Here is a 24518-nt window from a genome sequence, read left to right as displayed (position 1 = left end):
AGGCCGGGCCGCGTGGGACGGGTGGGCGGTGTTCTCCGGTGCGCCACCGCACGGGTGACGTGCCGTCACATGATGCCGGCGGGTCCGTACGAGCTGTCCTGCGCGGCGGTCGGCCGCGTCCGCCGCGTCCACCGGCCCGCCGCCCCACCGCGCGCCCGCAGCCCCCGTCACCCCACCCCCGCACCCCGGTCAGCCGACCGTCGCCTCAGGGTTCCGGCGCCGCACCGGCGGACGGGACGTGCGCCTCGTGGGCCGCCGCGGCGGCCCACCGGACGTCGGGCAGCAGCCCGGCGTCCCCGGTGATCGCGTCGTACCCGGAGACGGTGTCCGGGGTGCGGCGCGTCACGGCGGCGGCTCCCCCGGCCGGCCGCACGGCGGCCCTGGTCGGCTCGGTGTGGGTGGTGGCCGCGTCGACGGTCGTACCGATACCGGCCAGGGGCTCCCGCAGGTCAGGCCGGCCGCGCGCCGGCCCGCGCGGGCTGCTCGGTCCCGCCGGGCCGCCGCCGTCCCGGCGCCGGGCTCGCCCGGCGGGCAGGGGCCTGCGACGGGACCGCGGCCTCAGCTTCCCTGGGGCTCCAGCCGCAGGGAGATGGAGTTGATGCAGTACCGCTGGTCGGTGGGGGTCGGGTAACCCTCGCCCTCGAAGACGTGCCCGAGGTGGGAGCCGCAGCGGGCGCACCGCACCTCGGTGCGGACCATGCCGTGCGAGCGGTCCTCGACCAGCTCCACGGCGTCGGTGTCCTTCGGGTCGTAGAAGGACGGCCAGCCGCAGTGCGACTCGAACTTGGTGTCGGAGGTGAACAGCTCGGCGCCACAGGCCCGGCAGGAGTAGACGCCCTTGGTCTTGGTGTCCGTGTACTCACCGGTGAAGGCCGGCTCGGTGGCGGCCTGGCGCAGTACGGCGTACTCGGCGGGGGTCAGCTCCGCTCGCCACTGCTCGTCCGGCTTCTCGACGTCGTACGACATCAGTTCTCAGCCCCTTTACTGCGACAGGCGGTCCAGGATCAGCGGGCCCAGGTCGGTCACGTCGCCCGCGCCCATGGTGAGAACGAGATCACCGGGCTTCGCCATTCCCGCGACCGCCGCGGGGATCTCCGCCTTGCCGGACACGGCCGTGACGTCGGCACCGGCCGCGCGCGCGGCCTCGACGATCAGCTCGCTGGTGACGCCGGGGATCGGGTCCTCGCGGGCCGGGTAGATGTCGAGGACCAGCGAGGCGTCGGCGAGGGCCAGCGCCTGCCCCATCTCCTTGCCCAGCTCCTGGGTGCGGGAGAAGAGGTGCGGCTGGAAGACGACGAGGATGCGGGCGTCACCGGCGGCGGCGCGCATGGCCTCCAGGTCGGCGGTCATCTCGGTCGGGTGGTGGGCGTAGGAGTCGATCACCTGGACGCCGGCCGCCTCGCCCTTGAGCTGGAGGCGCCGCTTGACGCCGGTGTAGGCGGCGAGCGCGGGCGCCAGCTGCGCGGCCGGGATGCCGAGGGCGGCGCCCGCGGCGAGCGCGGCGACCGCGTTGAGGGCGTAGTGCCGGCCCGGCACGGACACCCCGAAGGTCAGCTCCTGCCCGTCCAGCACCACGGTGACCTGGCTCTTCAGCCCCTGCGGGACGACCGCCAGGACGCGGACGTCGGCGTCGGCCGCCTCGCCGTAGGTCACGATGCGCACGTCACGGCCCCGGACGCGCCGGGTCAGCTCGCGGGCGCCCTCGTGGTCGGCGGAGACGACCAGCGTGCCGCCCTCGGTGATCCGGCCCACGAACGTCTCGAAGGACTCGTGGATCTCGTCGATCGAGGCGTAGTTGGCGTGGTGGTCCAGCTCGACGTTGAGGACGATGGCGACCTCGGGCGCGTACTTGTGGAAGCTGCGGTCCGACTCGTCGGCCTCGGCGACGAAGATGTCGCCGTCGCCGTGCAGCGCGTTGGAGCCGGGCGCGTCCAGGTCGCCGCCGATGGCGTACGAGGGCTTCAGGCCCAGCTCGGTGAGCGAGACGGCCAGCATGGAGGTGGTGGTGGTCTTGCCGTGCGTACCGGCCACGGCGATCGGCCGCAGTCCCTCCATCAACGCGGCCAGCGCGTCGGAGCGGTGCACCACCGGGATGCCCAGCTCGGCGGCGCGGACCAGCTCGGGATTGTCCTTCCGGATCGCCGACGACACGACGACGCAGCTGGCGTCGTCGGCGAGGTGCTCGGCGGCGTGCCCGATGTGCACGGTCGCGCCCAGCGCGCGCAGCGCCTCGGCGGTCGCCGACTCCTTGGCGTCGCTGCCGGCCACCTCGGCCCCGCGCTGGGCCAGGATCTTGGCGATCCCTGACATCCCGGCGCCGCCGATGCCGATGAAGTGCGGTCGGTCCATGGCGTCAGGAAGGCCGGGTGCCATGCGTTTCTCCCCAGAGACGGTACGGGCTAGAGCAGGCCTAGCCTATGCGCTCGGGCACCGGGGGCCTCGCACGCACCCGCGCCCCGCGAACGCACCGCGACCCGAACGGCGCTCACCGGCCGACCCGGGGGAGCGTCTACGCCTTGCTGTGCGAGAACAGTTTCAGCACCGGCACGCCGACCTTGTGCCGGGCCCGGGAGGCCCAGTCCCGGTGGAAGAACTCCTCCACGTAGTGCGGATCCGTCAGGACGATCACCTCGTCGGCGCCGACCTCGGCCACCAGCGACTTCAGCGCGTCCAGCGGGTGGTCCTCGACCAGCCGCCCGTCCGCCCGGCTTCCCGCGGAGCGCAACGCCTGGAGTGACACGTCGAGGGCCTGCTGTCCCATGCTCCGGGCCTCCTGGCCCTCCGGCGTCTCCCGTTCGCGCACCGCCTCGTCGAGTTCGCCGAGCGCGATGTCGTCGATGGCCCGCAGCAGCCGGTCCGCCTGCTCGCCGCGCGGCTGGAGCAGGACGTGGAAGGCTACGGGCTCGTCCCCGTGCAGGGTGGTGACGAACTCCACGTCGGCGGACGTCAACGCCTTCTCGATCATCAGAACGCTTGTGAACACCAGGCGCCTCTTCTCCTTGGAGGGCCCGGCAGGGCCCCTGCGGAAACCATCCTTCCCCGTGATCGCACGGGTACTGCCGGACCAAGTCTGCCCGCCGGAAGCTAACCGGAACGGTCAATTCCGCCGATATCAGGACTGGCAGTGACGTCAGCACCAACGGTGACGTCAGGACCGACGGTAACGACCGAACAGGAATCCGTCCTCCTCCAGCAGGGACACGAGTGCGAACCGGTGCGGAACGGCCACGGACGGCCCCCCGGCGATCCGCTGCGCGTTCCCCGCGGTGAGCGTCGGCGAGACGGTCAGACACAGCTCGTCCAGCACCTCCGCGGCGATCAGCTGGCCGAGCAGTCGGGGCCCGCCCTCGGTGAGCAGCCGGGTGTGGCCGAGGCCGGCCAGGGCCTGGACCGCGCGGGCGGGCTCCACGCCCATGCCCTCACCGGCGATCACCACCTGGGCGCCGGCCCGCTCGGCGGCGGCGATCCGGTCGGGGGCGGCCGCGGCGCCGGTGAGGATCAGCGTGGGCACCAGGGGCGAGGTGAACAGCGGCAGCGTGAAGTCCAGCTCCAGACTCGCGGTGACGATCGCGATCGCCGGGACCGGGGTCTGTCCGGCGGCCTCGCGGGCCCCGGCGAACTCGTCCCGCACGCGGGCGGGCCGGTACCCCTCCTGCCGTACCGTCTCCGCACCGACCACGACGACGTCCGCGAGCGCCCGCAGCGTGCCGAAGATCCGCATGTCGGTGGCGCTGGAGATGGGCTGCGAGCGCCCCTCGTGCTGGGCGGCGCCGTCGAGCGAGGACACCATGTTGGCCCGCAGCCACGGCCGCGGGGCGCCCGGCGCGGGCTCCGGGTAGGCGTACGCGGCGGCCAGCTCGGCGAGGCTCCACTCCCGGTCCACGACCGCGGCGGGACCGGCGGGCCCCCCGGCGGGCGGGCGGACCTCGCCGCCCGGACCGCCCCGACCTGCCGCGCTCACCTCCCCCTCCGGACCGCGCCCGGGGGTGTGAGCACCCCTCGCGGGGTCCTGGGCTGCTGTTTCTTCGGTCACAGGGAACAGGCGTCGCATGCCGTGCAGTGTGACACGGCGCTTAGCATGGAGAACTGTGTCGTCCTCCACCGCCGCCCCCGGTTCCAGCCCGCTGCCGGAAGCCGGCCCCCTGTCCCTGTGCGCCCGTGAGCCGCACGTGCCCGCGGAGCGGCTGGTCGCCGAGATGGTGCCGCCGCCGCGCTTCGACTCGGTCCGCTTCGCCACGTACATCCCGGACCCGAACCAGCCCAGCCAGACCGAGGCCGTCCGGGTCCTGGAGGGCTTCGCGGCCGGGCTCGGCGGAGCGCACGCCTCCGGCGCCGGCAGGCGTGGCCTCTTCGGCTTCGGCCGGGCCAGGGCGCCCAAGGCCCCGGCCGGTCCGCGCGGGGTGTATCTGGACGGCGGTTACGGCGTCGGCAAGACCCACCTGCTCGCCTCCCTGTGGCACGCCACCCCGGCCGAGCCGTCCCGCAAGGCGTTCGGCACCTTCGTGGAGCTGACCAACCTGGTCGGCGCGCTCGGCTTCCAGCAGACCGTGCGGACGCTCTCCGAACACAGGCTGCTGTGCATCGACGAGTTCGAGCTGGACGACCCCGGCGACACGGTCCTGGTGTCGACGCTGCTCGGCAAGCTGGTCGAGGCGGGCGTCGCGCTCGCCGCCACCTCCAACACGCTGCCCGGCAAACTGGGCGAGGGCCGGTTCGCCGCCGCCGACTTCCTGCGCGAGATCCAGGGCCTGTCGGCCCACTTCCGCACCCTGCGCATCGACGGCGAGGACTACCGTCACCGCGGCCTGCCCGAGGCCCCGGCACCCTTCTCCGACGAGGAGGTCATGAAGACGGCGTTCGCCACCGGGGGAGCCTCGCTGGACGACTTCGCCCACCTGTTGGAGCACCTGGCCAAGGTGCACCCGAGCCGGTACGGCGCGCTGACCGACGGGGTGCGGGCGGTGTGCCTGACCGGTGTGAAGCCGGTGCCGGACCAGTCGACGGCGCTGCGCCTGGTGGTGCTCGCGGACCGGCTCTACGACCGCGAGGTCCCGGTGCTGGCCTCGGGGCTGCCGTTCGACCGGCTGTTCAGCGAGGAGATGCTGAACGGCGGCTACCGCAAGAAGTACTTCCGCGCGATATCCCGGCTCACCGCGCTGGCGCGGGACGCGAAGGGACTGGTCGGCGCCTAGCCGTCACTCCGGCCGCCTAATAGTCGATCAAAGCCTGCGGGTCAAGGGCGGGTTCACGCCACGCCACCCGCACTTTTCACGCTCTCTTGCGCACTTAACGCGCAGTTAACCCTGCAAAGGACTTTGCAGGGTTAACGTGTTTCTTGACCATCCATTGACCAACCCTTGGTCTGGACAAGAAACGTGAACGCAGCGGAGGGGGGCTCATGTTCCGAGGTACAACCGTTCGGGCCCTGCTCACCCTCCTCGGCGTGACGCTGCTCGCCTTCCAGCTCTTCACTCCCGCGGGATCCTTCGCACCCGCGCACACGTTCGGTCAGGTGCTGGCCAAGGCCGAGACCGGAACCACCCCCTCCGCGCTGCCGGTGCGTGAAGGGGCGGCGGACAAGGTCCGCGCCCCCGGCCGCCCGGGTGACCCCGCGGGCATCCCGCACGTCCGCGACCGGCAGCGCGGCCCGGCCTCCGGCTGCCCGCAGGAGCGCGCCCTCATATCCGGCCGGGTGGCCGAAACGGGCCCGTCGGAGCCCTCCGGCGGACCGCACCACCCCACCCCGAGAGCGTCCAGAGCCCACACCCCGGCGGCGCTCCAGGTCTTCCGCTGCTGACGGACGGTCAGCTCCCCCCCCACAACCGTTGTTCAAGTCCGACGCGCCAGGCAGGCGCGCCAGGAGGAACCCACACATGCAGCCCCTCATCGACAACGCCCGTACCTTCGGACAGCGCCCTGAGGAGTTCGCCAGACTCGCCGAAGGCCAGTCCCCGCAGGTGCTGTTCATCACCTGCTCCGACTCCCGGGTCGTCCCGGCCCTGATCACGGGCGCCCGCCCCGGCGAGCTGTTCGAGCTGCGCACCGCGGGCAACATCGTCCCGCCCTACGCCTCCGAGCACCCCACCAGCGAGGCGGCCACCATCGAGTACGCCGTGGAGGTGCTCGGCGTCCGCGACATCGTGGTCTGCGGCCACTCGCACTGCGGCGCCGTCGGCGCGCTGGTGCGCGGTGACGACCTGACCGCCGTACCGGCCGTACGCGACTGGCTGGCGTCCGCCACCCCGCGCCCGGCCGGTGCGGCCGAGGACCCGGAGGTCGCCGAGGGCGTGCAGAGCCACGTACTGACCCAGCTGCTGCGACTGCGCTCGTACCCCTGCGTGGAGCGCAAGGTGAAGGAGGAGCAACTGGCCCTGCACGCCTGGTACTACGAGGTGCACACCGGCGCCGTACGGACGCACCGCCCGCAGACCGACACCTTCGAGGCCCTGTGAGCGCGCAGATGACCGACAACCGCACCCTCATATCCCGTTTCCCCCATCTGCGGCAGGACTTCGCCGCCTCGCTCGTCGTCTTCCTGGTCGCGCTGCCGCTGTGCGTGGGCGTGGCCGTCGCCTCCGGGGTGCCGGCCGAACTCGGCCTGGTCACCGGCATCGTGGGCGGCATCGTCACCGGACTGATGCGCGGCAGCAGCCTCCAGGTGTCGGGACCGGCGGCCGGCATGACCGTGCTCGTCTTCGAGGCGGTCAAGGAGTTCGGGCTGCCCGTGCTCGGCGTGATCGTGCTCGTGGCCGGAGTGCTCCAGGTGGCCATGGGCCTGCTGCGGCTGGGCCGTTACTTCCGCGCCATCTCCGTCTCCGTCGTCGAGGGCATGCTGGCCGGAATCGGCCTGGTGATCATCGCCGGGCAGCTGTACCCGGCGCTGGCGGCGAAGGCCCCCGACTCCGGCCTGGGCAAGATCGCCGGGGTGCCCGGCGCGTTCCTGGACGCCCTCGGCGACACCGCCGCCCTGGCCTCCCTCGCGGTGGCCGGGGGCACGATCGCGGTGCTGCTGCTGTGGAAGCACACCCCGGCGAAGATGCGGGCCGTGCCCGGCCCGCTGGCCGCGGTCGGGCTCGCCACGCTGGCCGCGTTCGCGCTGGACCTGCCCGTGGCCACCGTCGAGGTGCAGGGCCTGCTCGGCTCGATCCAGCCCCCGCCGCTGAGCGCCTTCGGTGAACTGGCCGGCGTCGGGCTGCTGGGCACGGTCGTCGCCTTCACCCTGATCGCCTCCGCCGAGTCGCTGTTCAGCGCGGCGGCCGTGGACCGGATGCACTCGGGTCCGCGCACCCAGTACAACAAGGAGCTCGTCGCCCAGGGCGCCGGCAACATGGTGTGCGGGGTGCTCGGCGCGCTGCCGATGACCGCGGTGATCGTGCGCAGCGCGGCCAATGTGCAGGCCGGTGCCCGGACGAAGGCCTCCCGGGTCATGCACGGCGTCTGGCTGCTGCTGTTCGCGGCGCTGCTGCCCGACGTGCTGGCCTACATCCCGATCCCGGCCCTCGCGGGCATCCTGATCCACGCGGGCGCCAAGCTCGTCCCGCTCCGGGCCCTGACCGTGCTGTGGCGCGAGCACCGCGGGGAGGCGCTGGTCCTCGCCGCCACGGCCGTCTCCATCGTGGCGGTCAGCATGTTCGAGGGCGTGCTCATCGGCCTCGCGCTGGCGGTGGTGAAGACCGCCTGGGAGGCCTCCCACGTCAAGCTGGAGATCGTGGACAAGGGCGCGGGCCCGATCGAGGCGCACCTGTCCGGGAACGCGACCTTCCTGCGGCTGCCGAAGATCCTCGACAGTCTGGAGTCGCTGCCCCAGGACCGCCCGGTCCGGCTCGACCTGTCCGGGCTGCACCACCTGGACCACGCCTGCCGTACGGCCCTGGAGAACTGGGCCGCGCGGCACAGCGCCGCGGGCACGGAGCCGGTGAAGCTGCTCACGGCCGCGTGACGGCCCGCCCGTGGGGCCGGGGCGCCGAGACCTCTCGGCATCCCGGCCCCATCGGCCTATCGTGGCAACAGCAGACAAACCGGCCTCTGGGTGAGGAGGTCACCATGGTCGAGGATCTTGTGGTGACCCTGGCGGCGGCGGGCTCCGCCGGTGTGGTGTATCTGGCGGCCGCGGTGCGGGTGGTCAAGCAGTACGAGCGCGGTGTGCTGTTCCGGCTCGGCCGGGTGACGGGGGACGTACGGCCGCCGGGCCTGAACCTGATCATCCCCTTCGTGGACCGGCTGCAGAAGATCAACATGCAGATCGTGACCATGCCGATCCCGGCCCAGGAGGGCATCACCCGCGACAACGTCACCGTCCGGGTGGACGCGGTCGTCTACTTCCGGGTGGTCGACGCGACGAGCGCCCTGGTGAAGGTGGAGGACTACAAGTTCGCGGTGTCGCAGATGGCGCAGACGTCCCTCAGGTCGATCATCGGCAAGAGCGATCTGGACGACCTGCTCTCCAACCGCGAGAAGCTCAACCAGGGCCTGGAGCTGATGATCGACAGTCCCGCGGTGGGCTGGGGCATCCAGGTCGACCGGGTCGAGATCAAGGACGTGTCCCTGCCGGACACGATGAAACGGTCGATGGCCCGCCAGGCCGAGGCGGACCGCGAACGCCGGGCCCGGATCATCAATGCCGACGCCGAACTGCAGGCCTCCAAGAAGCTCGCCGAGGCCGCCCAGCAGATGTCCGAGACACCGGCCGCGCTCCAGCTGCGGCTGCTGCAGACGGTCATGGCGGTGGCGGCCGAGAAGAACTCGACGCTGGTCCTGCCCATCCCGGTGGAGCTGCTGCACTTCCTGGAGCGGGGCGGGCAGCCCTCGCTGCCGGAGAAGGACCGGGAGCCTGCGGCCCACACCGACGGCGGACCGCGTCCCGGCTGACGAGCACCCTGAGGCACCCCGACCCGGACGGAAGGAGCGCGTGTGCGGAACAAGCCGCGGAACGAGCCGGCCAGGAAGCTTCAGGAACTGCTGCGGCTGCCACCGGGTGAGCGGATCGACCTGTCCCGGTACGACGCCCGGGCCACCCCCGGCGCCCCGGACGGCAAGCAGGCGGCGCGGGCGGACGCGGACCGCTCGGGCAAGCAGCTGGCCCGGCTTCAGGAGCGGCTGTGGGCGGCGGCGACCGCGGGCGACCACCGCCGGGTGCTGCTGGTCCTCCAGGGCATGGACACCAGCGGCAAGGGCGGCACGGTCAAGCACGTGATCGGCCAGCTCAACCCGTCGGGGTGCCGGATCACGGCGTTCAAGGCGCCCACCGAGGAGGAGCGGCGGCACGACTTCCTGTGGCGGGTGCGGCGGGCGCTGCCCGCGCCCGGCGAGATCGGCATCTTCGACCGCTCGCACTACGAGGACGTGCTCATCGCCCGCGTCCGGCATCTCGCCCGGCCGGCCGAGATCGGCAGCCGCTACGGCCTGATCAACGACTTCGAGCGCTCCCTCGCCGAGGACGGCGTCACCCTCGTCAAGTGCTTCCTGCACCTCTCCTACGACGAGCAGCGGCGCCGTCTGCTGCGCCGCCTGGACCGCCCCGACAAGCACTGGAAGTTCGACCCCGGCGACATCGACGAACGCGCCCTGTGGCCCGACTACCGGAAGGCGTACGAGCTGGCCCTGGAGCGCTGCGCGGCGCCGCACGCGCCCTGGTACCTGGTCCCGGCGGACCGCAAGTGGTACCGCAACTGGGCCATCAGCCGGCTCCTGCTGGAGCAGCTGCGGGACCTGGACCCGCGGTATCCGCAGGCGGACTTCGACGTGGCGGAGTGCCGGCAGCGACTGCTGAAGCAGACGTGAGCGGGGCGAACCGTACCGGCACAGGCGGGCGCCAGCCGGGGCGGGGTTCCGGCGCAGGCGGACGGGAACGCCATAACGGGCGGGCCACCGGAGGCAGACGTCAGCCAGGACCGGGGGGCCAGCATGGGTGGACGTCAGCCGGGCCGGACAACGACGCAGACGGACGGGAGCGCCGCACAGGGCGGGCCCGGAGGCAGACGTCAGCCGGGACCGGGGGGCCGACATAGGTGGACGTCGGCCCGGCCGGAATCCGGCGCAGGCGGACGGGAACACCAGAGTGGGCGGGCCACCGGAGGCAGACGTCAGCCAGAGCGGGCTCCGGCGCAGCCGGACATCAGCCGGGCCGGACAACGACGCAGGCGGACGGGAGCGCCGCAGCGGGCGGGCCGCCGAGGCAGACGTGAGTGTGGGCGGCCGGGGTACCCGGCGGGCATGCACGAGCAGCGGAAGGTCACCGATTCGTACTGGCTGCGGACCGCCCCGGGACCGTCCCACCCCGCCCTGGACGGGGATCTCGACGTGGACGTGGCCGTCATCGGCGCGGGCATCGCCGGGCTGAGCACCGCCCATGAGCTGGCCCGGGCCGGGCGGCGGGTGGCGGTGCTGGAGGCCGGGCGGGTCGCGGCCGGCGTCACCGGCTACACCACCGCCAAGCTGACCGCCCAGCACACCCTGGTCTACGACCGGCTCCGGCGCACCCGGGGAGCGGGAGGGGCGCGGCTGTACGCCCGTTCGCAGTCGGAGGCGATCGAGCACGCGGCGGCGCTGGCGGCCGAGCTGGGCATCGACTGCGAGTGGGAGACCCGGGACGCCTACACCTACGTCCGGGACCGCTCACGGGTGGCCGAGGTGCGCGCGGAGGCGGAGGCCGCCCGGGAGGCGGGGCTGCCGGCCGTGTTCACCACGGAGACCGGGCTGCCCTTCCCGGTGGCGGGCGCGGTCCGGGTGACCGGGCAGGCGCAGTTCCACCCGATCAAGTACCTGCGGGCGGTCACCGCCGATCTGCTCGCGCGCGGCGGCGAGGTGTACGAGCGGACGCGCGTCACCGGTCTGACGGAGGGTGAGCCGTGCCGCCTGACGACGGAGGCGGGCGCCACGGTGACGGCCCGGGACGTCGTGGTCGCCACGCACTATCCGGTGTTCGACCGTGCCCTGCTGTTCACCCGGCTCTCCCCGCGCCGGGAGCTGGTCGTCGCCGGGCCGCTGGGCGACGGACCGGACCCCGACGGCATGTACATCACGCCCGACGAGAACACCCGCTCGGTGCGCACGGCGCCGTACGGCCCGGACGGGCAGCGGCTGCTGGTCGTCACCGGTGAGCACTTCACGCCCGGCACCGGCGATGCGCAGGCGGGCTTCGAGCGGCTCGCCGGCTGGGCCGAGGTGCACTTCCCGGGAGTGCGGCTGGACCACGCCTGGGCCACGCAGGACAACGAGTCCACCGACACCGTCCCGCTGGTCGGCCTCCTCCATCCCGGCGCCCGGCACGCCTATGTCGCCACCGGCTTCGGCGGCTGGGGGCTGAGCAGCGGCGTCATGGCCGGGCTGCTGCTGAGCGCGCTGATCACCGGCCGGGACTGTGCCTGGCAGGAGCTGTACGACCCGCGTCGGCTGAAGTCGGTGGTGCGCGAGGCGCCGTCGCTGCTGAAGACCCAGGCGGAGGTGGCCCGGCATTTCGTCGGCGACCGGCTGAAACCGCCGGTCTCGGTGGACGACCTGGCGCCGGGGGACGGCGCGCTGGTCCGGTCCGGCGGCGAACGGCTCGCGGTCCACCGGGACGAGGAGGGCGCCCTGCACGCGGTATCGGCCCGCTGCACGCACCTCGGCTGCCTGGTCTCGTTCAACCGCGCGGAAGGGGCCTGGGAGTGCCCCTGCCACGGCTCGCGCTTCGCCGTCGACGGCACGGTGATCCAGGGCCCGGCGGTCAAACCCCTGGAGCGACGCGAGCTGGACCCATCTCCGACCGACCTCGGGGGGAAGCAGTCGCCGCCGCGCGGGTGACCGTACCGCCGCGCCACGGAACATATCACCATACAAGCGGTCATTCAGTCCTACGGTCGTACGGTGATCCCACGAGCACGTCATCTCACCGCCGTCGGCCTCCTGGCCGCGGCGCTCACCGCCTGCGGCACGGCGGACGGTGAGCGGCCCGCCCCGGCCGTCTCCCGCGTCTCCGCGCCCCCTTCCCCCGCCCGTCCGCCCGTGCTCGCGCCGGGCCCCGGCGGGCTGACCCCGGTCTTCGAGCACGGCCCGCGCACGCGGGGCAAGACCGTCGCGCTCACCTTCGACGCCGACATGACCGCCGACCAGGGACCCCGCGCGGCCTCCGGCGAGCACTTCGACAACCCGGGCCTGATCAACGCCCTGCGCACGCTGAAGGTGCCGGCGACCGTCTTCATGACCGGCCGGTGGGCCGACCAGTATCCGGCCGAGGCCCGCGCCCTCGGCCATGACCCGCAGTTCGAGGTGGCCAACCACTCCTGGAGCCACTACGCGTTCACCGCCGACTGCTACGGCCTGCCGACCGTCGACGCCGACGGGATGCGGGCGGATGTGCAGCGGGCGTACGCCTCCCTGCGCGCGGCCGGCGTGCCCCACGCCATGCCGTACTTCCGCTTCCCCGGCGGCTGTTACGACCAGCGGGCGCTGCGCGCGCTGAGCGGGCTCGGGGTGACCGCGGTGCAGTGGGACGTGGTCAGCGGGGACGCCTTCGCCACGGACGCCGAAGCGGTGGTCAAGCAGGTACTCGACGGAGTGAAGCCGGGCTCGGTGGTCGTCATGCACTGCACCCGCAGCGCCGCCCCGACGACCGAGCGGGTCGTCCGTACGGTCGTGCCGGAGCTGCGCGAGCGCGGCTACCGGTTCGTGAAGGTCTCCGAGCTGATCGGCCAGAGCGGCGCACACCGCTGACCGTCCTACGCTGAAGGTATGAGCGACGAGGACTACTGCACGATCGTCGAGACGGTGAAGCCGGCGAAGGCCGACGGTCCGCCGTACGCGGAGTGTGTGCTGTGCCGGGAGCCGACGGAGTACCCGGAGTCGTACAAGGGCATCACGCTGTGCCCCGTCTGCGAATGGCAGGAGGCACAGCGCACGGCTTGCTCGGGGTGAGCGACGCGAGACGAGCCGGCCGGTCCGCGAGCCGATGACCGGACCGCTGGACGACGGTGTGGCCGGTCCGCCGGTGCAGGGCGAGCAGGGCGGGCGCGAAGACCCCGCAGGCGGCCGGATCGATCTGGCACTCGTCGTTCCCCCTCGGTCCGATACCGGACGCCAGCTTCGGTTCGGCCTCGGAGACCTCCACGGCGCAATGTCCCGCGCGGGCCCCTCGACCCGGCCGCGCGTTGATCGGTCCGCCCGGGGCTTCGTAGGCTGGGCTCCCGTGAGCCACGTTCCCGCCCCCACCGCCGACAGTCCCGTCCAGCCCGCACGCGATCCGCGCGACGAGGCACCCCAGTTCGTCCTGCCGCTCGTGGTACGGATCGAGCGGGGCGCCCCGCCGGCCCGTACCGACGCGCTGGAGACCGCCGCCCGGGCCGTCCTGACCCTGCTCGGTGACGAGCGGGCGCACGGCGACGGCGAGTGGGCCGAGGCGGTACGCGGCTGGGAGGACGCCCGGATCCGGAAGGTGGTCCGGCGGGCCCGGGGCGCCGAGTGGCGGCGCGCCGAGGCGCTGCCCGGGATCACGGTGACCGGCACCTGCGCGGAGGTCCGGGTCTTCCCGCCGGTCCCGCTGGACGGCTGGCCGAAGGACCTGGCGAAGCTCCAGGTCTCGGGAACCGAGCTGGACGACCCCGAACCTCCGGCTCCCGCCGACCCGGCCGACCGGCCCGTCCTCTGGCTGAACCCGGACCTGGAGATGTCGGCCGGCAAGGCGATGGCCCAGGCCGGCCACGGCGCCCAACTGGCCTGGTGGGCCCTGCCGGCCACCGCCCGCACCGCCTGGCGCGACGCCGGCTTCCCCCTCTCCGTCCGCACGGCCACCCCCACCGACTGGCCCCGCCTCACCACCAGCGGCCTGCCCGTGGTCCGCGACGCCGGCTTCACGGAGATCGCCCCGGGCTCCTGCACGGTGGTGGCGGAACACCCGGCCCTGCGCTGACCGGGGAGGGGGCCGACCGCGGCAGCATGTGCTCGGGAAGGGATCCGTCCAGGGCGGGCCGGTCGTAACCTCAAATGTTGCTCTGAACGCGACAGGAGGGGGGTTCGGCGGCGGTCGCCGGGGCCATATCCCCGTCACTCGACGCAGCAGCACGGGCCGAGGAGGGGGAAGCACCATGCGGCGACTGGGGACCGGGATCGGGTGGCGGCCGGAGATCGCGGACGCCGTGGAGCGTATGCCCGGCATCGACTGGGTGGAGGTCGTGGCGGAGAACGTCTGCCCCGGGCACCTGCCGGAGCCGCTGCTGCGGCTGCGCGAGCGCGGTGTGACGGTGGTCCCGCACGGCGTCTCCCTCGGTCTGGGCGGCGCGGACCGGCCCGACGAGGGGCGGCTGACGGCGCTCGCCGAGCGGGTGGAGGCACTGGGCTCGCCGCTGGTCACCGAGCACATCGCCTTCGTCCGGGCGGGCGGCGCGCTCACCGCCTCCCCGCGCCTGGAGGCCGGCCATCTGCTGCCCGTACCGCGCACCCGGGACGCGCTGGACGTGCTGTGCGAGAACGTCCGTATCGCGCAGGTCGCGCTGCCGGTGCCGCTGGCCCTGGAGAACATCGCCGCGCTGTTCTCGTGGCCCGGTGAGGAGCTGACCGAGGGCGAGTTCCTGTCCGAGCTGGTCGAGCGGACCGGCGTACGGCTGCTGATCGACGTGGCCAACCTGCACACCAACCACGTCAACCGGGGCGAGGACCCCGCCGAGGCGCTGGCCGCGCTGCCCCTTGAGGCGATCGCCTACGTCCATGTCGCGGGCGGCTTCGAGCGCGACGGCGTCTGGCACGACAGCCATGCGCATCCCGTGCCGCGTCCGGTCCTCGACATCCTGACCGGCCTCGCCGCCCGGGTCGCGCCGCCGGGGGTGCTCCTGGAGCGGGACGAGAACTTCCCCGAACCGGCGGAGCTGGAGCGGGAGCTGGACGCCATCCGGGAGGCGGTGGCGGTCGGGCGCGCGGCGGAGCGTCCGGTGGGGGGCGCCGGCGAGACGCCGGCCCTCGGGAGTGCGCCGGCCGGGGGTGTCGGTGTCCTGGCGCGGCCGGTGGCGGGGCCGGTGGCCGCCGTGCGTGAGCGGGTCGGGGTCGCGCAGGCCGCCGTGTTGTCGTCCCTGGTGGCGGGGACGCCGGTGCCCGAGGGGTTCGACCGGGTGCGGATGGGGGTGCAGGCGCGGGCGCTCTCGGCGAAGCGCGCGGGGGTCGTGGCGAAGGTGGCGCCCGAGCTGCCGGTGATTCTGGGGGCGGGGTACCGGGAGGCGTTCCTGGAGTACGCCCGGCAGCGGCCGATGCGTGGGGGGTACCGGCTGGACGCGCTGGACTTCGCCGGGCATCTGCTGAAGCTGGGGCGGCCGGGGGACGCGGGGGCGCGGCGCCAACTGCGGGACTGGTGGCTGGACCGCTCGGGACCGGCACCGCGGAAGCGGGGGTTCGTGGAGCGGGTGCTGCGACGCCGCGTCTGACAGGCTGCCCCGCGCCTCGACGGCCGACGGCACTGCGGTTCCCCATGGGCGCGGGGAACTGCGCGACCGGCCACGACGCACCCGCAGCCGCCGACGAGACCGCGACCACCCCCGTGGCACCGCGACCGCCGCCCCAACCCCGAGGGGGAACTGCGCGACCAGCCACGACGCACCCGCACCCGAAAGCCCCGCCGACCCCCCAGTAATATGCCAACCCCGCACCCGCCCCCAAGCACACCCCGGCGTGCGGCGCAGGAGGCACCATGCGACCGCGACCGCGACCCCCGATCAACGGCCGAGGCATATTCAGCGGCACCGGGCTCATCGTCACCGCCCTGGCGGCGACGGTCGTCGCGCTGCTCGTCCCGCTGTGGTCGTACGCCGACCGGCAGGACGACCCGGCGAGCGCGAGCGTGCTCAGTGCGCAGACGGTGACGACGCCGTACGGCCCGTTGTCCGCGCAGGACCGGGACTTCGTCACAAAGGTCCGGCTTGCCGGGCTGTGGGAGCTGCCCGCCGGGGAGCTGGCGCAGCGGAAGGGGACCACGCCCGCCGTCCGCACGGCCGGCCGGCACCTCGTCGACGGCCACACCTCCCTCGACGCGCACGTCCGGACGGTTGCCACCCAGCTCGGCATCGCCCTGCCCAACGAGCCGAACGAGCAGCAGAAGCAGTGGCTCGCCACGCTGGACACGGCCGAGGGCCAGGACTTCGACCGCCAGTTCGCCGGCCTCCTGCGGCTCGCGCACGGCCGGGTGTTCTCCCTGGTCGCGCAGGTCCGGGCCGGCACCCAGAACGTCCTGGTCCGCGATCTCGCCGACGACGCCAACGCGACCGTGCTGGACCACATCAAGGTCCTGGAGGCGACCGGGTACGTCGACTTCGCCGCACTGGCCAGGGACCTCGCGGCCTCCGCCTCTCCGGTGCCGACCCCGCCGGAGGTCGATCCGAGCGCCGCCGTACCGGTCGAGCCGTCACCGGGCCAGACGTCGCAGGGCGGGACGTCGCAGGGCGGGACGTCGCAGGGCGGGACGTCGCCCGGCGAGACCGTCTCGCTGCCGCCGGCCACGAGCAGCCCGCCGCCGGCCACGGGCAGCCCCTGACCAGCCCGGAAAACGGAACGTCACATACCGGCAACACTCCGTCCGGATCGTGGAAAGGGCATGGCGCCCGCCCAGTCCTCTGGCATAGAAACACGTCATGTTCTGGGTCCTTCTCCTGCTCCTGGCCTGGGCTTTCGCCGGTACGGCCTGCACCCGGCTGTGCCTGGCGGCCGTCCGGGCGGCAGCCGCGGACGTGCCTGACACGTCGACGGACGGGGAGCGTGATCTGACGCTGTACGAGGCGGCCTTCCTCTCCGGCGGCCCCGCGCGGGTCGCCGATGTGACCCTGGTGTCCATGGCCCGCCAGCGCCGGCTGCTGCTCGCGCACACCGGCTGGGCCACGGTCGTGGATCCACGGGGGCGCGACGAGATGGAGCGGTCCGTCATAGGGGCCATAGGGCCCGAGGGGCAGTCGCGGATCGCTCCGGTACGGGCGCGGGCGGCCGGCGCGGAGGCCGTGCGCCGGCTGGCCGACGGGCTGGTCCGCGCGGGTCTCGCGGTGCCCGAGGGCACGGGGACGACCGTGGGGGCCGCCGTCCGCCAGGTGCGGGCCTCCGTGCTGGCCGTGGCGGCACTGGGCGTGACCGCGCTGCTGCTGCCCGTCCAGACCGGGACGCCCCGCCTGCTGGTGGGCTTGTGGTTCGTCCTGCCCCTCACGCTGGCGCTGAGCTGTCTGGCCATCGCCCGGTTCGAGGTGCATCCGTACTCGCGCTGGGCCTCCCCGGCCGGGCAGCGGCTGCTGAGCGCGCTGGCCGGGAAGCCGGCGGGTGACGAGCGGTCGTTCCTCACCTCCGTCGCCGTACGCGGCATCCGCGCGATAGGCGAACCGGAGCTGCGCGCGGCCTTCACCCACCGCGACCAGCCCTGGCAGCGGTGAACGCCCTCCGTCACCGCCCTCAGCCCCGCCGGGAGTAAAGCTCTCGCACACCGCCAGCAGCCCCGCAAGGTGATGCCCCTCTCCCACCACGCCCCTGCCCCGGCGAGGCTGCGGACCGGGGCTACGGAGCCCCTCCCCCACTGCGACCCGCCTGGCGGAAGCGAGCGCCCTCCCCCCACCACGACCCGCCCAGCAGAACTGAGCGCACCCCACCCGACCCGCCCAGCGGAACTGAGCGCCCCCCACCGCGACCCATCCCCGGCGGAAGCGAAGGGCCCCTCCCCCACGCGACCCGCCCCGGCGGACGTAGCGGAAGCCCGCGGAGCGAGGGCGGCTGCCGGGGGCGCATAGGGGCATTGGGGCCGACACCGGCCCGACGGTGCTTGCCTTCCCCCACGGCCGACCGAAATATCCCTTCTGTCGTCGCCGGGCCGTGGCAGCCGTGCCATCGCCGCCGCGCACCGAAGGGATACGCGATGAAAGCTGCCGCCCTCTACTCGGCCGCCGGTTCCTTGCTCCTGACCACCCTGGCCGCGGCCCCGGCGGGCGGCACACCCGGTGCCCCCGACACGATGGGCGCCCCCGGCACGGCCGAGCTGCGCGGCACCGCGGTGGCCGTGGCCCGCGCCCGGGCGGCCGGGATCGATTTCGGTGCGTGCTCCGCCGCCGACGTCCCGGAGGCGCCGGCCGGCGTGCGGTGCGGCACGGTGAGCGTCCCGCTGGACTACGCCCACCCGAACGGCAAGCAGATCCGGCTGACCGTCAGCCGCGCCCGGGCCACCCACACGGACCCGCGCAACAGCAAGCGGAGGGTTCCCCGGCAGGGCGCCCTGGTCTTCAACCCGGGCGGCCCCGGCGCCTCCGGCATGTACTTCCCGCTCCTCGGCACGACCCCGGAGTGGCAGCGGATCGCCGCCGCCTACGACCTCGTCGGCTACGCTCCGCGCGGAGTGGGCCGGTCGGCGCCGCTGTCCTGCGAGGACCCGGAGCGCTTCTTCAAGGCGCCCACGGCGTCACCGACGCATCCGTCGGAGGCGTACAAGCGGCAGCGCATCGCGCAGGCGCAGGCGTACGCGCGCGGCTGCGCCCAGCGGTCCGGGAGCGGGCTGCGGTTCTACAACTCGCTCAACAACGCCCGTGACCTGGACGTCCTGCGGGCCGCGCTGGGCGAGGACCGGCTGACCTTCATGGGGGCGTCGTACGGCACCTACTTCGGCGCGCTGTACGCGACGATGTTCCCCTCCCACGTGCGGCGCATGGTGCTGGACTCGGCGGTGAACCCGGACCCACAGAAGATCTGGTACCGCAGCAACCTGGACCAGTCGGCGGCGTTCGAGGAGCGCTGGGCGGACTTCCGTGACTGGATCGCCCGGCACGACGACGTGTACGGGCTCGGTGCCACGCCCGCGCGGGTGCAGCGCAGCTACGACACCGCGCGCGAACGGCTGGCCGGGAAGGCGGCGGGCGGGACGGTCGGGCCCGGCCAGTTGCAGAACGTCTTCCTGATGGCCGGGTACTACGACGACTTCTGGCCGAGCCGCGCGGCAGCGCTCTCGGCGTATCTGCACGGCGACCCCGGGCCGCTGGTCCGGCTGGCCACGCCGGGCCCGGAGAGCGCCGCCGAGGCGGAGAACGGCAGCGCGGTGTACACGGCCGTGGAGTGCAACGACGCGTCCTGGCCGACGGACTGGGCGGTGTGGGACCGGGACAACACGCGGCTCGCCCGGGTGGCACCCTTCGAGACCTGGGACAACGCGTGGATGAACCTGCCGTGCGCCTACTGGCCGGTGCCCCGGCAGCGGCCGGTGGACGTGCGGACGGGGCTCGGTGAGCTGCCGCCGGTGCTGATCCTGGCGGCCGAGCGGGACGCCGCCGCGCCGTACCAGGGCGCGCTGGAGATGAACCGGCGGCTGGCCGGCTCGGTGCTGGTGACCGAGCGGGACGCGGGCACGCACGGCGTCGCGGGCGGGCCCAACAGGTGCGTCAACGGGTACCTGGAGGCGTATCTGCTGGAGGGCCGCGCCCCGGCGCGGCACGCGTCGTGCGCGCCGCGCCCTGAACCGGTCGCCTCCGGCGGTTCGGCCGACGAGGGGGTTCGGCGGGACGCGCTCAAGGACAAGGCCGACGGGCGTTAGGCCGCCCACTGGGGTGCCGCTCCATGCCCGCGGGTGGCTGTCGCGTCGTCGTGGCTGATCGCGCACACGCGGAGCCGCATATCGGCACAGCCCCGTGCCCGTCAGGGGCGCTGTCAGGCCAGGCCCGCCACCAGGTCCGCGATGCTCTTGCGGCGGCCCGTGAAGAACGGGACCTCCTCGCGGACGTGCATGCGGGCCTCGGAGCCGCGCAGGTGGCGCATGAGGTCGACGATGCGGTACAGCTCGTCGGCCTCGAAGGCCAGGATCCACTCGTAGTCGCCGAGGGAGAACGAGGCGACCGTGTTGGCGCGCACGTCCGGGTAGCCGCGGGCCATCTTGCCGTGGTCGGCGAGCATCCGGCGCCGGTCCTCGTCGGGCAGCAGGTACCAGTCGTAGGAGCGCACGAACGGGTAGACGCTCACGTAGTTGCGGGGCGTCTCGTCGGCGAGGAACGCCGGGATGTGCGAGCGGTTGAACTCGGCGGGGCGGTGCAGCGCCATGTTCGACCACACGGGGGTGAGCGCGCGGCCCAGCCTGGTGCGGCGGAAGAGGTTGTACGCCTCCTGGAGCTGGTCGCTGGTCTCGGCGTGCCACCAGATCATGAGGTCGGCGTCGGCGCGCAGGCCGGAGACGTCGTAGGTGCCGCGGATCGTCACGTCCTTGGCGGCGAGCTGGTCGAACAGCTCCTGGACCTCGTCGGCGTATCCCGCGCGGTCCTCGGGGAGGACGTCCTTCAGCTTGAAGACGGACCAGAGGGTGTAGCGGATGACCTCGTTGAGGTCCTTGGCCAGCTTGCCCTTGTTCGGGATCCTGCCGGACTCGGTGGTGGGGGCGTCGTCACTCATGGTCCCTATTCTCCCGCTCCGCCGTGCAGACTCTGCACCGGGTCGGCCGTCAGCTCCCGGACCCCGGTGAGGTCGCCGCCGAGCTGGTCCACCGCCGCGTACGCGCTCGCGATGCAGGCCGGGATGCCGACGCCGTCGTACTGCGCGCCGCACACCGCGAGCCCCGGGAGCTTGGCGATCTGCTCCCGGACGCGGGCCACGCGCGCGTGGTGCCCGACGGGGTACTGCGGCAGGCCGTCGGTCCAGCGGGTGACCCGGGTCCGCAGGGGGACGGCGGCCAGGCCGGTGGCCTCCCGCAGGTCGTGCCGGGAGACCTCCACCAGGTCGGCGTCGTCCCGGCCGAGGACCTCCGTCTCGCCGTGGCGGCCCACGGACGTGCGCAGGACGACCACGTCCGGGTCCTCCTCGGCGATCCAGCCCCACTTCTGGGAGGCGAAGGTGGAGGCCTTGATGGTGCGGCCGTCGACGGGCGGCACCAGGAAGCCGCTGCCCTCGGGCAGGCTCAGGTCCGCGCGCCGGTAGGCGAGGGTGACCAGGGCCATCGAGGCGTACTCGACGGCGGCCAGCTCGGCGGCGGCGCCCGGGGACTCGGCGCGCAGCAGGGCGGCGGCGGCCGGGGCGGGTACGGCGACGATCACGGCGTCGGCGTGCAGCACCCGCTCCCCGGCGGTGATCCGCCAGCCGCCGGCCGCCTCCCGGCGCAGTGCACGCGCGGGCGTGCCGGTCAGGATCTCGCCGCCCCGCGCGCGCACCGAGTCGGCGACGGCGAGCGGCAGCCGCCCGACCCCGCCGGCGATGCCCATGAAGACCGGCCCGGTCTGCCGTTGTGCGGCGGCCTTGGCCTGGATCTCCCGGACGCCCTCCGTGAGGGAGGCGTGGGTGCGGGCGGCCAGGAAGAGCTGCGGGACGGCGGAGCGCATCGAGATGCGGTAGGCGTCGCCCGCGTACACCCCGCCGAGCAGGGGTTCGACGAGCCGGTCGACGACCTCCCGGCCGAGCCGGGCCGCCACGTACTCCCCCACGGCCACGTCGTCGCCGATGTCGGTGCGGGGCAGGTCGGCGTCGCGCTCGATGCGGGCCAGGCCCTCGTCCGAGAGGACGCCGGCGAGGGCGGCGGCGGTACCGGGCACGCCCATCACATGGCCCTTGGGCATGGGCCGCAGGGCGCCCCGGGTCCAGATCGAGGCGGTCGCGGTGGCGGGCGGCTGGAGCAGCTCGCCCAGTCCGGCCTCGCGCGCGAGGGCCACCGCTTCGGGGCGGCGGGCGAGCATGGACTCGGCGCCCAGGTCGACCCGCACGCCGGCGATCTCGCCGGGCAGCAGCTTGCCGCCGACCCGGTCGCCGGCCTCCAGCACGGTCACCCGCGCTCCGCGCCCCAGCAGCCGGTGCGCGGCGGCCAGCCCGGCGATGCCGGCCCCGATGACGACGACGTGCCCCGGGCTCCCGCCCGGCGCGCCGCTACCCGTTGTGCTCATGCCCCCACTCTCTCAGACCCCACTGACACTCCCGCCGGGAGGCGGTGTCCGGGACGAGTCCGGACCGTGACCGCATCGGAACCGGCGCCGTCGAACGTTCCCCGCCCGGCCGGCCGTCGAAGGACCGTCACAGCCCACAGCCCTCGGGGGTACCGCCCATGCGCACACCACACACCGCACGTCGCCGCCGGGCCCTGGCCGGGGTCCTGCTCGCCGCCTCCCTCGTGCTCGCCGGGTGCGCCGGCGCCGACGACACGGGCGGCTCCTCGAAGGCCGCCTCGGACAGCAGGGCCGAGGCGGCCGGCGCCCCCGGCGGCACGGCCGACGGCAAGGCCGGCAACGACAGGGCCGCACGCGGGACACCGAAGCTCACCCCGGACGCGATCATCCGCACCGCGTCCCTCACCGTCGAGGTCAAGGACGTGTCCAAGGCCCTGGAAGCGGCCCGGACGACCGCCGAGGACGCGGGCGGTTACGTCGGCAACGAGACGACGAGCCGGGACACCGACGGGCACGAGCAGACCCGGGTCGTGCTGCGCGTGCCCTCCGAGAAGTACGACGAGGTCCTCACCGGCCTCCAGGGCGCGGGCCGGGTGGTCGACCGCACGGCGAAGGCGGTCGACGTCACCGACCAGGTCGTGGACGTGGACAGCCGGGTGAAGTCGCAGCGGGCCAGCGTGGCCAGGATCCGCGCGCTGATGGACAGGGCGACCAAGCTGAGCGACGTCGTCGCCCTGGAGGGGGAGCTGAGCGGCCGCCAGGCCGATCTGGAGGCACTGCTGGCCCGGCAGGCGTCCCTGAAGGACCGGACGAGTCTGGCCACCATCACCCTGTCGCTGTCCGAGACCCCGGTACGGCAGGCGGACGACTCGCCGGGCTTCACGGACGCGCTGGCGGGCGGCTGGCACGTGTTCGTCGACGTGCTGCGCTGGATCGCGCTGGCGCTCGGTGCCGCCCTGCCGTTCGTGGCCCTCGCCGCGCTGCTGGCGCTGCTGTGGCTGCGGGTCGTACGGCCCCGGCTGCCGCGGCGCGCCGAGCCCGCGCCCGCGACGACCGCGCTCGGCCCGCTGCCGTCGGCCCGCCCGGCACCGGACTCCGCCCGGACGGCCGAGCGGGGCGAGGGTGACTGAGCCGGACGGAGCCGGGGAGGGCGGCCGGGACGGAAGGAGCCGCGCCCCGTAGCGTGGTCCCATGAGCATGAGCGGTGGGCGGGGCGGCGACGGCAGGGAACGGCTGGTCGTGATCGGCGGCGACGCCGCGGGCATGTCCGCGGCGTCGCAGGCGCGACGGCTGAAGGGCCCCGAGGAGCTGGAGATCGTGGCCTTCGAGCGCGGGCACTTCACCTCCTTCTCGGCGTGCGGCATCCCGTACTGGGTGGGCGGCGAGGTCCCCGAGCGGGACCGCCTCATCGCCCGGACACCCGAGGAGCACCGGGCGCGCGGGATCGATCTGCGGCTGCGCGCGGAGGTCACGGAGATCGACGTGCCGGGACAGCGGGTACGCGCGCGTGACGTGGATTCCGGCGCCGAGTCCTGGACGCCGTACGACCGGCTCGTCATCGCCACCGGCGCCCGCCCGGTCCGCCCGGACCTGCCCGGCGTGGACGCCCCCGGCGTGCACGGCGTGCAGACCCTGGACGACGGCCAGGCACTGCTGGACACGCTGGCCCGCACGCGTGGGCGCAGGGCGGTGGTCGTCGGGGCCGGCTACATCGGCGTCGAGATGGCCGAGGCGCTGATCAGCCGGGGTTTCGAGGTGACGGTCGTCAACCGCGGCAAGGAGCCCATGTCGACGCTCGACCCGGACATGGGCCGGATGGTGCACCGGGCCATGGAGGGCCTCGGCATCACCATGGTGAACAACGCGGAGGTCACCAAGGTCCTCACCGGGGACGACGGCCGGGTGCGCGCGGTGGCCACCGAGCACGCCGAGTACCCGGCGGACCTGGTGATCCTGGGCATCGGCGTCCGCCCGGAGACCGCGCTCGCCCGGGCGGCCGGCCTCCCGCTCGGCGTCCACGGCGGCCTGCTCACCGACCTCGCGATGCGGGTGCGCGGCCACGAGAACATCTGGGCGGGCGGCGACTGCGTGGAGGTGCTGAACCTGGTCTCCGGGCAGGATCAGTACGTCCCGCTCGGCACCCACGCCAACAAGCACGGCCAGGTCATCGGCACCAACGCCGGCGGCGGCTACGCCACCTTCCCCGGTGTCGTGGGTACGGCGGTCAGCAAGGTCTGCGACCTGGAGATCGCCCGCACCGGCCTGCGGGAGAAGGACGCCCGCCGGGTAGGCCTGCGCTTCGAGACGGTCACCATCGAGTCGACCAGCCGCGCCGGCTACTACCCCGGTGCCGCCCCCATGACGGTCAAGATGCTCGCCGAGTGCCGCACGGGCCGGTTGCTGGGCGTGCAGATCGTCGGCAGGGAGGGGGCGGCGAAACGGGTCGACATCGCGGCGGTGGCGCTCACCGCGCAGATGACGGTGGAACAGATGACAGCCCTGGACCTGGGCTACGCCCCGCCGTTCTCACCGGTGTGGGACCCGGTCCTGGTGGCGGCGAGAAAGGCCGCGGCGAAAGTACGGGCCGCCCAGGGTCTGTCCGACACCTAGGTCCTGTCGTCAAACTCCCGTCGTCCGCCCGGAGGGCGGGCCGCGCGGCGTCAGGTGCGTGCTCTCGGCGTGCCGGGCCCGGGCCCTCGT

General features: G+C 73.9%; 24 protein-coding genes. 16 read left to right on the top strand and 8 right to left on the bottom strand.

Annotated features, from left to right (window positions below):
• Nucleotides 1-205 precede the first annotated feature (205 nt).
• From AB0L21_RS20830 to AB0L21_RS20810, 5 genes are all read right to left on the bottom strand, one after another.
• Nucleotides 206-346 (bottom strand): hypothetical protein, encoded by a 141-nt coding sequence (locus AB0L21_RS20830; protein WP_365785562.1) that lies wholly within the window; start codon nucleotides 344-346, stop codon nucleotides 206-208.
• A 212-nt stretch (nucleotides 347-558) separates the two neighbouring features.
• Nucleotides 559-966, bottom strand: a complete 408-nt coding sequence (gene msrB / locus AB0L21_RS20825; protein WP_365785560.1) for a peptide-methionine (R)-S-oxide reductase MsrB — start codon at nucleotides 964-966, stop codon at nucleotides 559-561.
• Between the two features lie 15 nt (nucleotides 967-981).
• On the bottom strand, nucleotides 982-2373 hold the full coding sequence (gene murC / locus AB0L21_RS20820) for a UDP-N-acetylmuramate--L-alanine ligase (protein WP_365704222.1): 1392 nt from the start codon (nucleotides 2371-2373) through the stop codon (nucleotides 982-984).
• Nucleotides 2374-2509: 136 nt separating this feature from the next.
• Complete coding sequence (locus tag AB0L21_RS20815; RefSeq protein ID WP_365704224.1) at nucleotides 2510-2983, bottom strand: indole-3-glycerol phosphate synthase; 474 nt, start codon at nucleotides 2981-2983, stop codon at nucleotides 2510-2512.
• Between the two features lie 165 nt (nucleotides 2984-3148).
• On the bottom strand, nucleotides 3149-4051 hold the full coding sequence (locus tag AB0L21_RS20810) for a pyrimidine reductase family protein (RefSeq protein WP_365704226.1): 903 nt from the start codon (nucleotides 4049-4051) through the stop codon (nucleotides 3149-3151).
• Nucleotides 4052-4088: 37 nt separating this feature from the next.
• Between AB0L21_RS20810 and zapE the strand changes: the two genes are divergently transcribed.
• The 9 genes from zapE to AB0L21_RS20765 all read left to right on the top strand — a co-directional run bounded on the left by zapE (nucleotide 4089) and on the right by AB0L21_RS20765 (nucleotide 12891).
• Nucleotides 4089-5192, top strand: a complete 1104-nt coding sequence (zapE, locus tag AB0L21_RS20805) for a cell division protein ZapE (RefSeq protein WP_365785558.1) — start codon at nucleotides 4089-4091, stop codon at nucleotides 5190-5192.
• A gap of 206 nt (nucleotides 5193-5398) precedes the next feature.
• Nucleotides 5399-5797 (top strand): hypothetical protein, encoded by a 399-nt coding sequence (locus AB0L21_RS20800; RefSeq protein WP_365704230.1) that lies wholly within the window; start codon nucleotides 5399-5401, stop codon nucleotides 5795-5797.
• Nucleotides 5798-5873: 76 nt separating this feature from the next.
• The gene (locus AB0L21_RS20795) at nucleotides 5874-6452 is read left to right on the top strand and encodes a carbonic anhydrase (RefSeq protein ID WP_365704232.1); all 579 of its coding nucleotides are present in this window, start codon (nucleotides 5874-5876) and stop codon (nucleotides 6450-6452) included.
• Between the two features lie 8 nt (nucleotides 6453-6460).
• Nucleotides 6461-7939 carry a SulP family inorganic anion transporter gene (locus AB0L21_RS20790; RefSeq protein WP_365785670.1) on the top strand — a complete coding sequence of 493 codons (1479 nt, stop codon included), beginning with the start codon at nucleotides 6461-6463 and terminating at the stop codon, nucleotides 7937-7939.
• Between the two features lie 104 nt (nucleotides 7940-8043).
• Nucleotides 8044-8868: a slipin family protein gene (locus tag AB0L21_RS20785; protein ID WP_365704236.1), complete on the top strand. Its 825-nt coding sequence runs from the start codon at nucleotides 8044-8046 to the stop codon at nucleotides 8866-8868.
• A 42-nt stretch (nucleotides 8869-8910) separates the two neighbouring features.
• Nucleotides 8911-9780 (top strand): PPK2 family polyphosphate kinase, encoded by an 870-nt coding sequence (locus tag AB0L21_RS20780; protein ID WP_365785556.1) that lies wholly within the window; start codon nucleotides 8911-8913, stop codon nucleotides 9778-9780.
• A 432-nt stretch (nucleotides 9781-10212) separates the two neighbouring features.
• Nucleotides 10213-11781 (top strand): FAD-dependent oxidoreductase, encoded by a 1569-nt coding sequence (locus AB0L21_RS20775; RefSeq protein ID WP_365785554.1) that lies wholly within the window; start codon nucleotides 10213-10215, stop codon nucleotides 11779-11781.
• 63 nt (nucleotides 11782-11844) lie between these two features.
• Complete coding sequence (locus tag AB0L21_RS20770; RefSeq protein ID WP_365785552.1) at nucleotides 11845-12690, top strand: polysaccharide deacetylase family protein; 846 nt, start codon at nucleotides 11845-11847, stop codon at nucleotides 12688-12690.
• Between the two features lie 18 nt (nucleotides 12691-12708).
• Complete coding sequence (locus AB0L21_RS20765; protein ID WP_103811580.1) at nucleotides 12709-12891, top strand: hypothetical protein; 183 nt, start codon at nucleotides 12709-12711, stop codon at nucleotides 12889-12891.
• Here AB0L21_RS20765 and AB0L21_RS20760 read toward each other — a convergent pair.
• Nucleotides 12833-13084 (bottom strand): DUF6086 family protein, encoded by a 252-nt coding sequence (locus AB0L21_RS20760; protein ID WP_365785550.1) that lies wholly within the window; start codon nucleotides 13082-13084, stop codon nucleotides 12833-12835. The genes AB0L21_RS20765 and AB0L21_RS20760 overlap by 59 nt on opposite strands.
• 78 nt (nucleotides 13085-13162) lie before the next feature.
• Here AB0L21_RS20760 and AB0L21_RS20755 point away from each other — a divergent pair, with 78 nt between their 5' ends.
• The 5 genes from AB0L21_RS20755 to AB0L21_RS20735 all read left to right on the top strand — a co-directional run bounded on the left by AB0L21_RS20755 (nucleotide 13163) and on the right by AB0L21_RS20735 (nucleotide 19498).
• The gene (locus tag AB0L21_RS20755) at nucleotides 13163-13882 is read left to right on the top strand and encodes a peptidyl-tRNA hydrolase (RefSeq protein WP_365785548.1); all 720 of its coding nucleotides are present in this window, start codon (nucleotides 13163-13165) and stop codon (nucleotides 13880-13882) included.
• 175 nt (nucleotides 13883-14057) lie between these two features.
• Nucleotides 14058-15383 (top strand): DUF692 domain-containing protein, encoded by a 1326-nt coding sequence (locus tag AB0L21_RS20750; protein WP_365785546.1) that lies wholly within the window; start codon nucleotides 14058-14060, stop codon nucleotides 15381-15383.
• 263 nt (nucleotides 15384-15646) lie between these two features.
• Nucleotides 15647-16486 carry a DUF4142 domain-containing protein gene (locus AB0L21_RS20745; RefSeq protein ID WP_365785544.1) on the top strand — a complete coding sequence of 280 codons (840 nt, stop codon included), beginning with the start codon at nucleotides 15647-15649 and terminating at the stop codon, nucleotides 16484-16486.
• Nucleotides 16487-16583: 97 nt separating this feature from the next.
• On the top strand, nucleotides 16584-17363 hold the full coding sequence (locus AB0L21_RS20740; protein WP_365785542.1) for a TIGR04222 domain-containing membrane protein: 780 nt from the start codon (nucleotides 16584-16586) through the stop codon (nucleotides 17361-17363).
• Between the two features lie 476 nt (nucleotides 17364-17839).
• Entirely contained in the window at nucleotides 17840-19498 is a 1659-nt protein-coding gene (locus AB0L21_RS20735; RefSeq protein WP_365785540.1) for an alpha/beta hydrolase, read from the top strand.
• Between the two features lie 113 nt (nucleotides 19499-19611).
• Here the strand turns inward: AB0L21_RS20735 and hemQ are convergent, their stop codons facing one another.
• Nucleotides 19612-20343 (bottom strand): hydrogen peroxide-dependent heme synthase, encoded by a 732-nt coding sequence (hemQ, locus tag AB0L21_RS20730; RefSeq protein ID WP_365704257.1) that lies wholly within the window; start codon nucleotides 20341-20343, stop codon nucleotides 19612-19614.
• A gap of 5 nt (nucleotides 20344-20348) precedes the next feature.
• On the bottom strand, nucleotides 20349-21818 hold the full coding sequence (gene hemG, locus AB0L21_RS20725; RefSeq protein ID WP_365785538.1) for a protoporphyrinogen oxidase: 1470 nt from the start codon (nucleotides 21816-21818) through the stop codon (nucleotides 20349-20351).
• 158 nt (nucleotides 21819-21976) lie between these two features.
• Between hemG and AB0L21_RS20720 the strand changes: the two genes are divergently transcribed.
• Entirely contained in the window at nucleotides 21977-22948 is a 972-nt protein-coding gene (locus tag AB0L21_RS20720; protein WP_365785536.1) for a DUF4349 domain-containing protein, read from the top strand.
• 61 nt (nucleotides 22949-23009) lie between these two features.
• Nucleotides 23010-24428, top strand: coding sequence for an FAD-dependent oxidoreductase (locus tag AB0L21_RS20715; RefSeq protein ID WP_365785534.1), 1419 nt, complete (start codon nucleotides 23010-23012; stop codon nucleotides 24426-24428).
• Nucleotides 24429-24518: the final 90 nt, after the last annotated feature.

The organism is Streptomyces sp. NPDC052721 (assembly GCF_040678315.1).
Lineage (GTDB): Bacteria > Actinomycetota > Actinomycetes > Streptomycetales > Streptomycetaceae > Streptomyces.
This window is presented reverse-complemented; position numbering and strand designations above follow the sequence as displayed.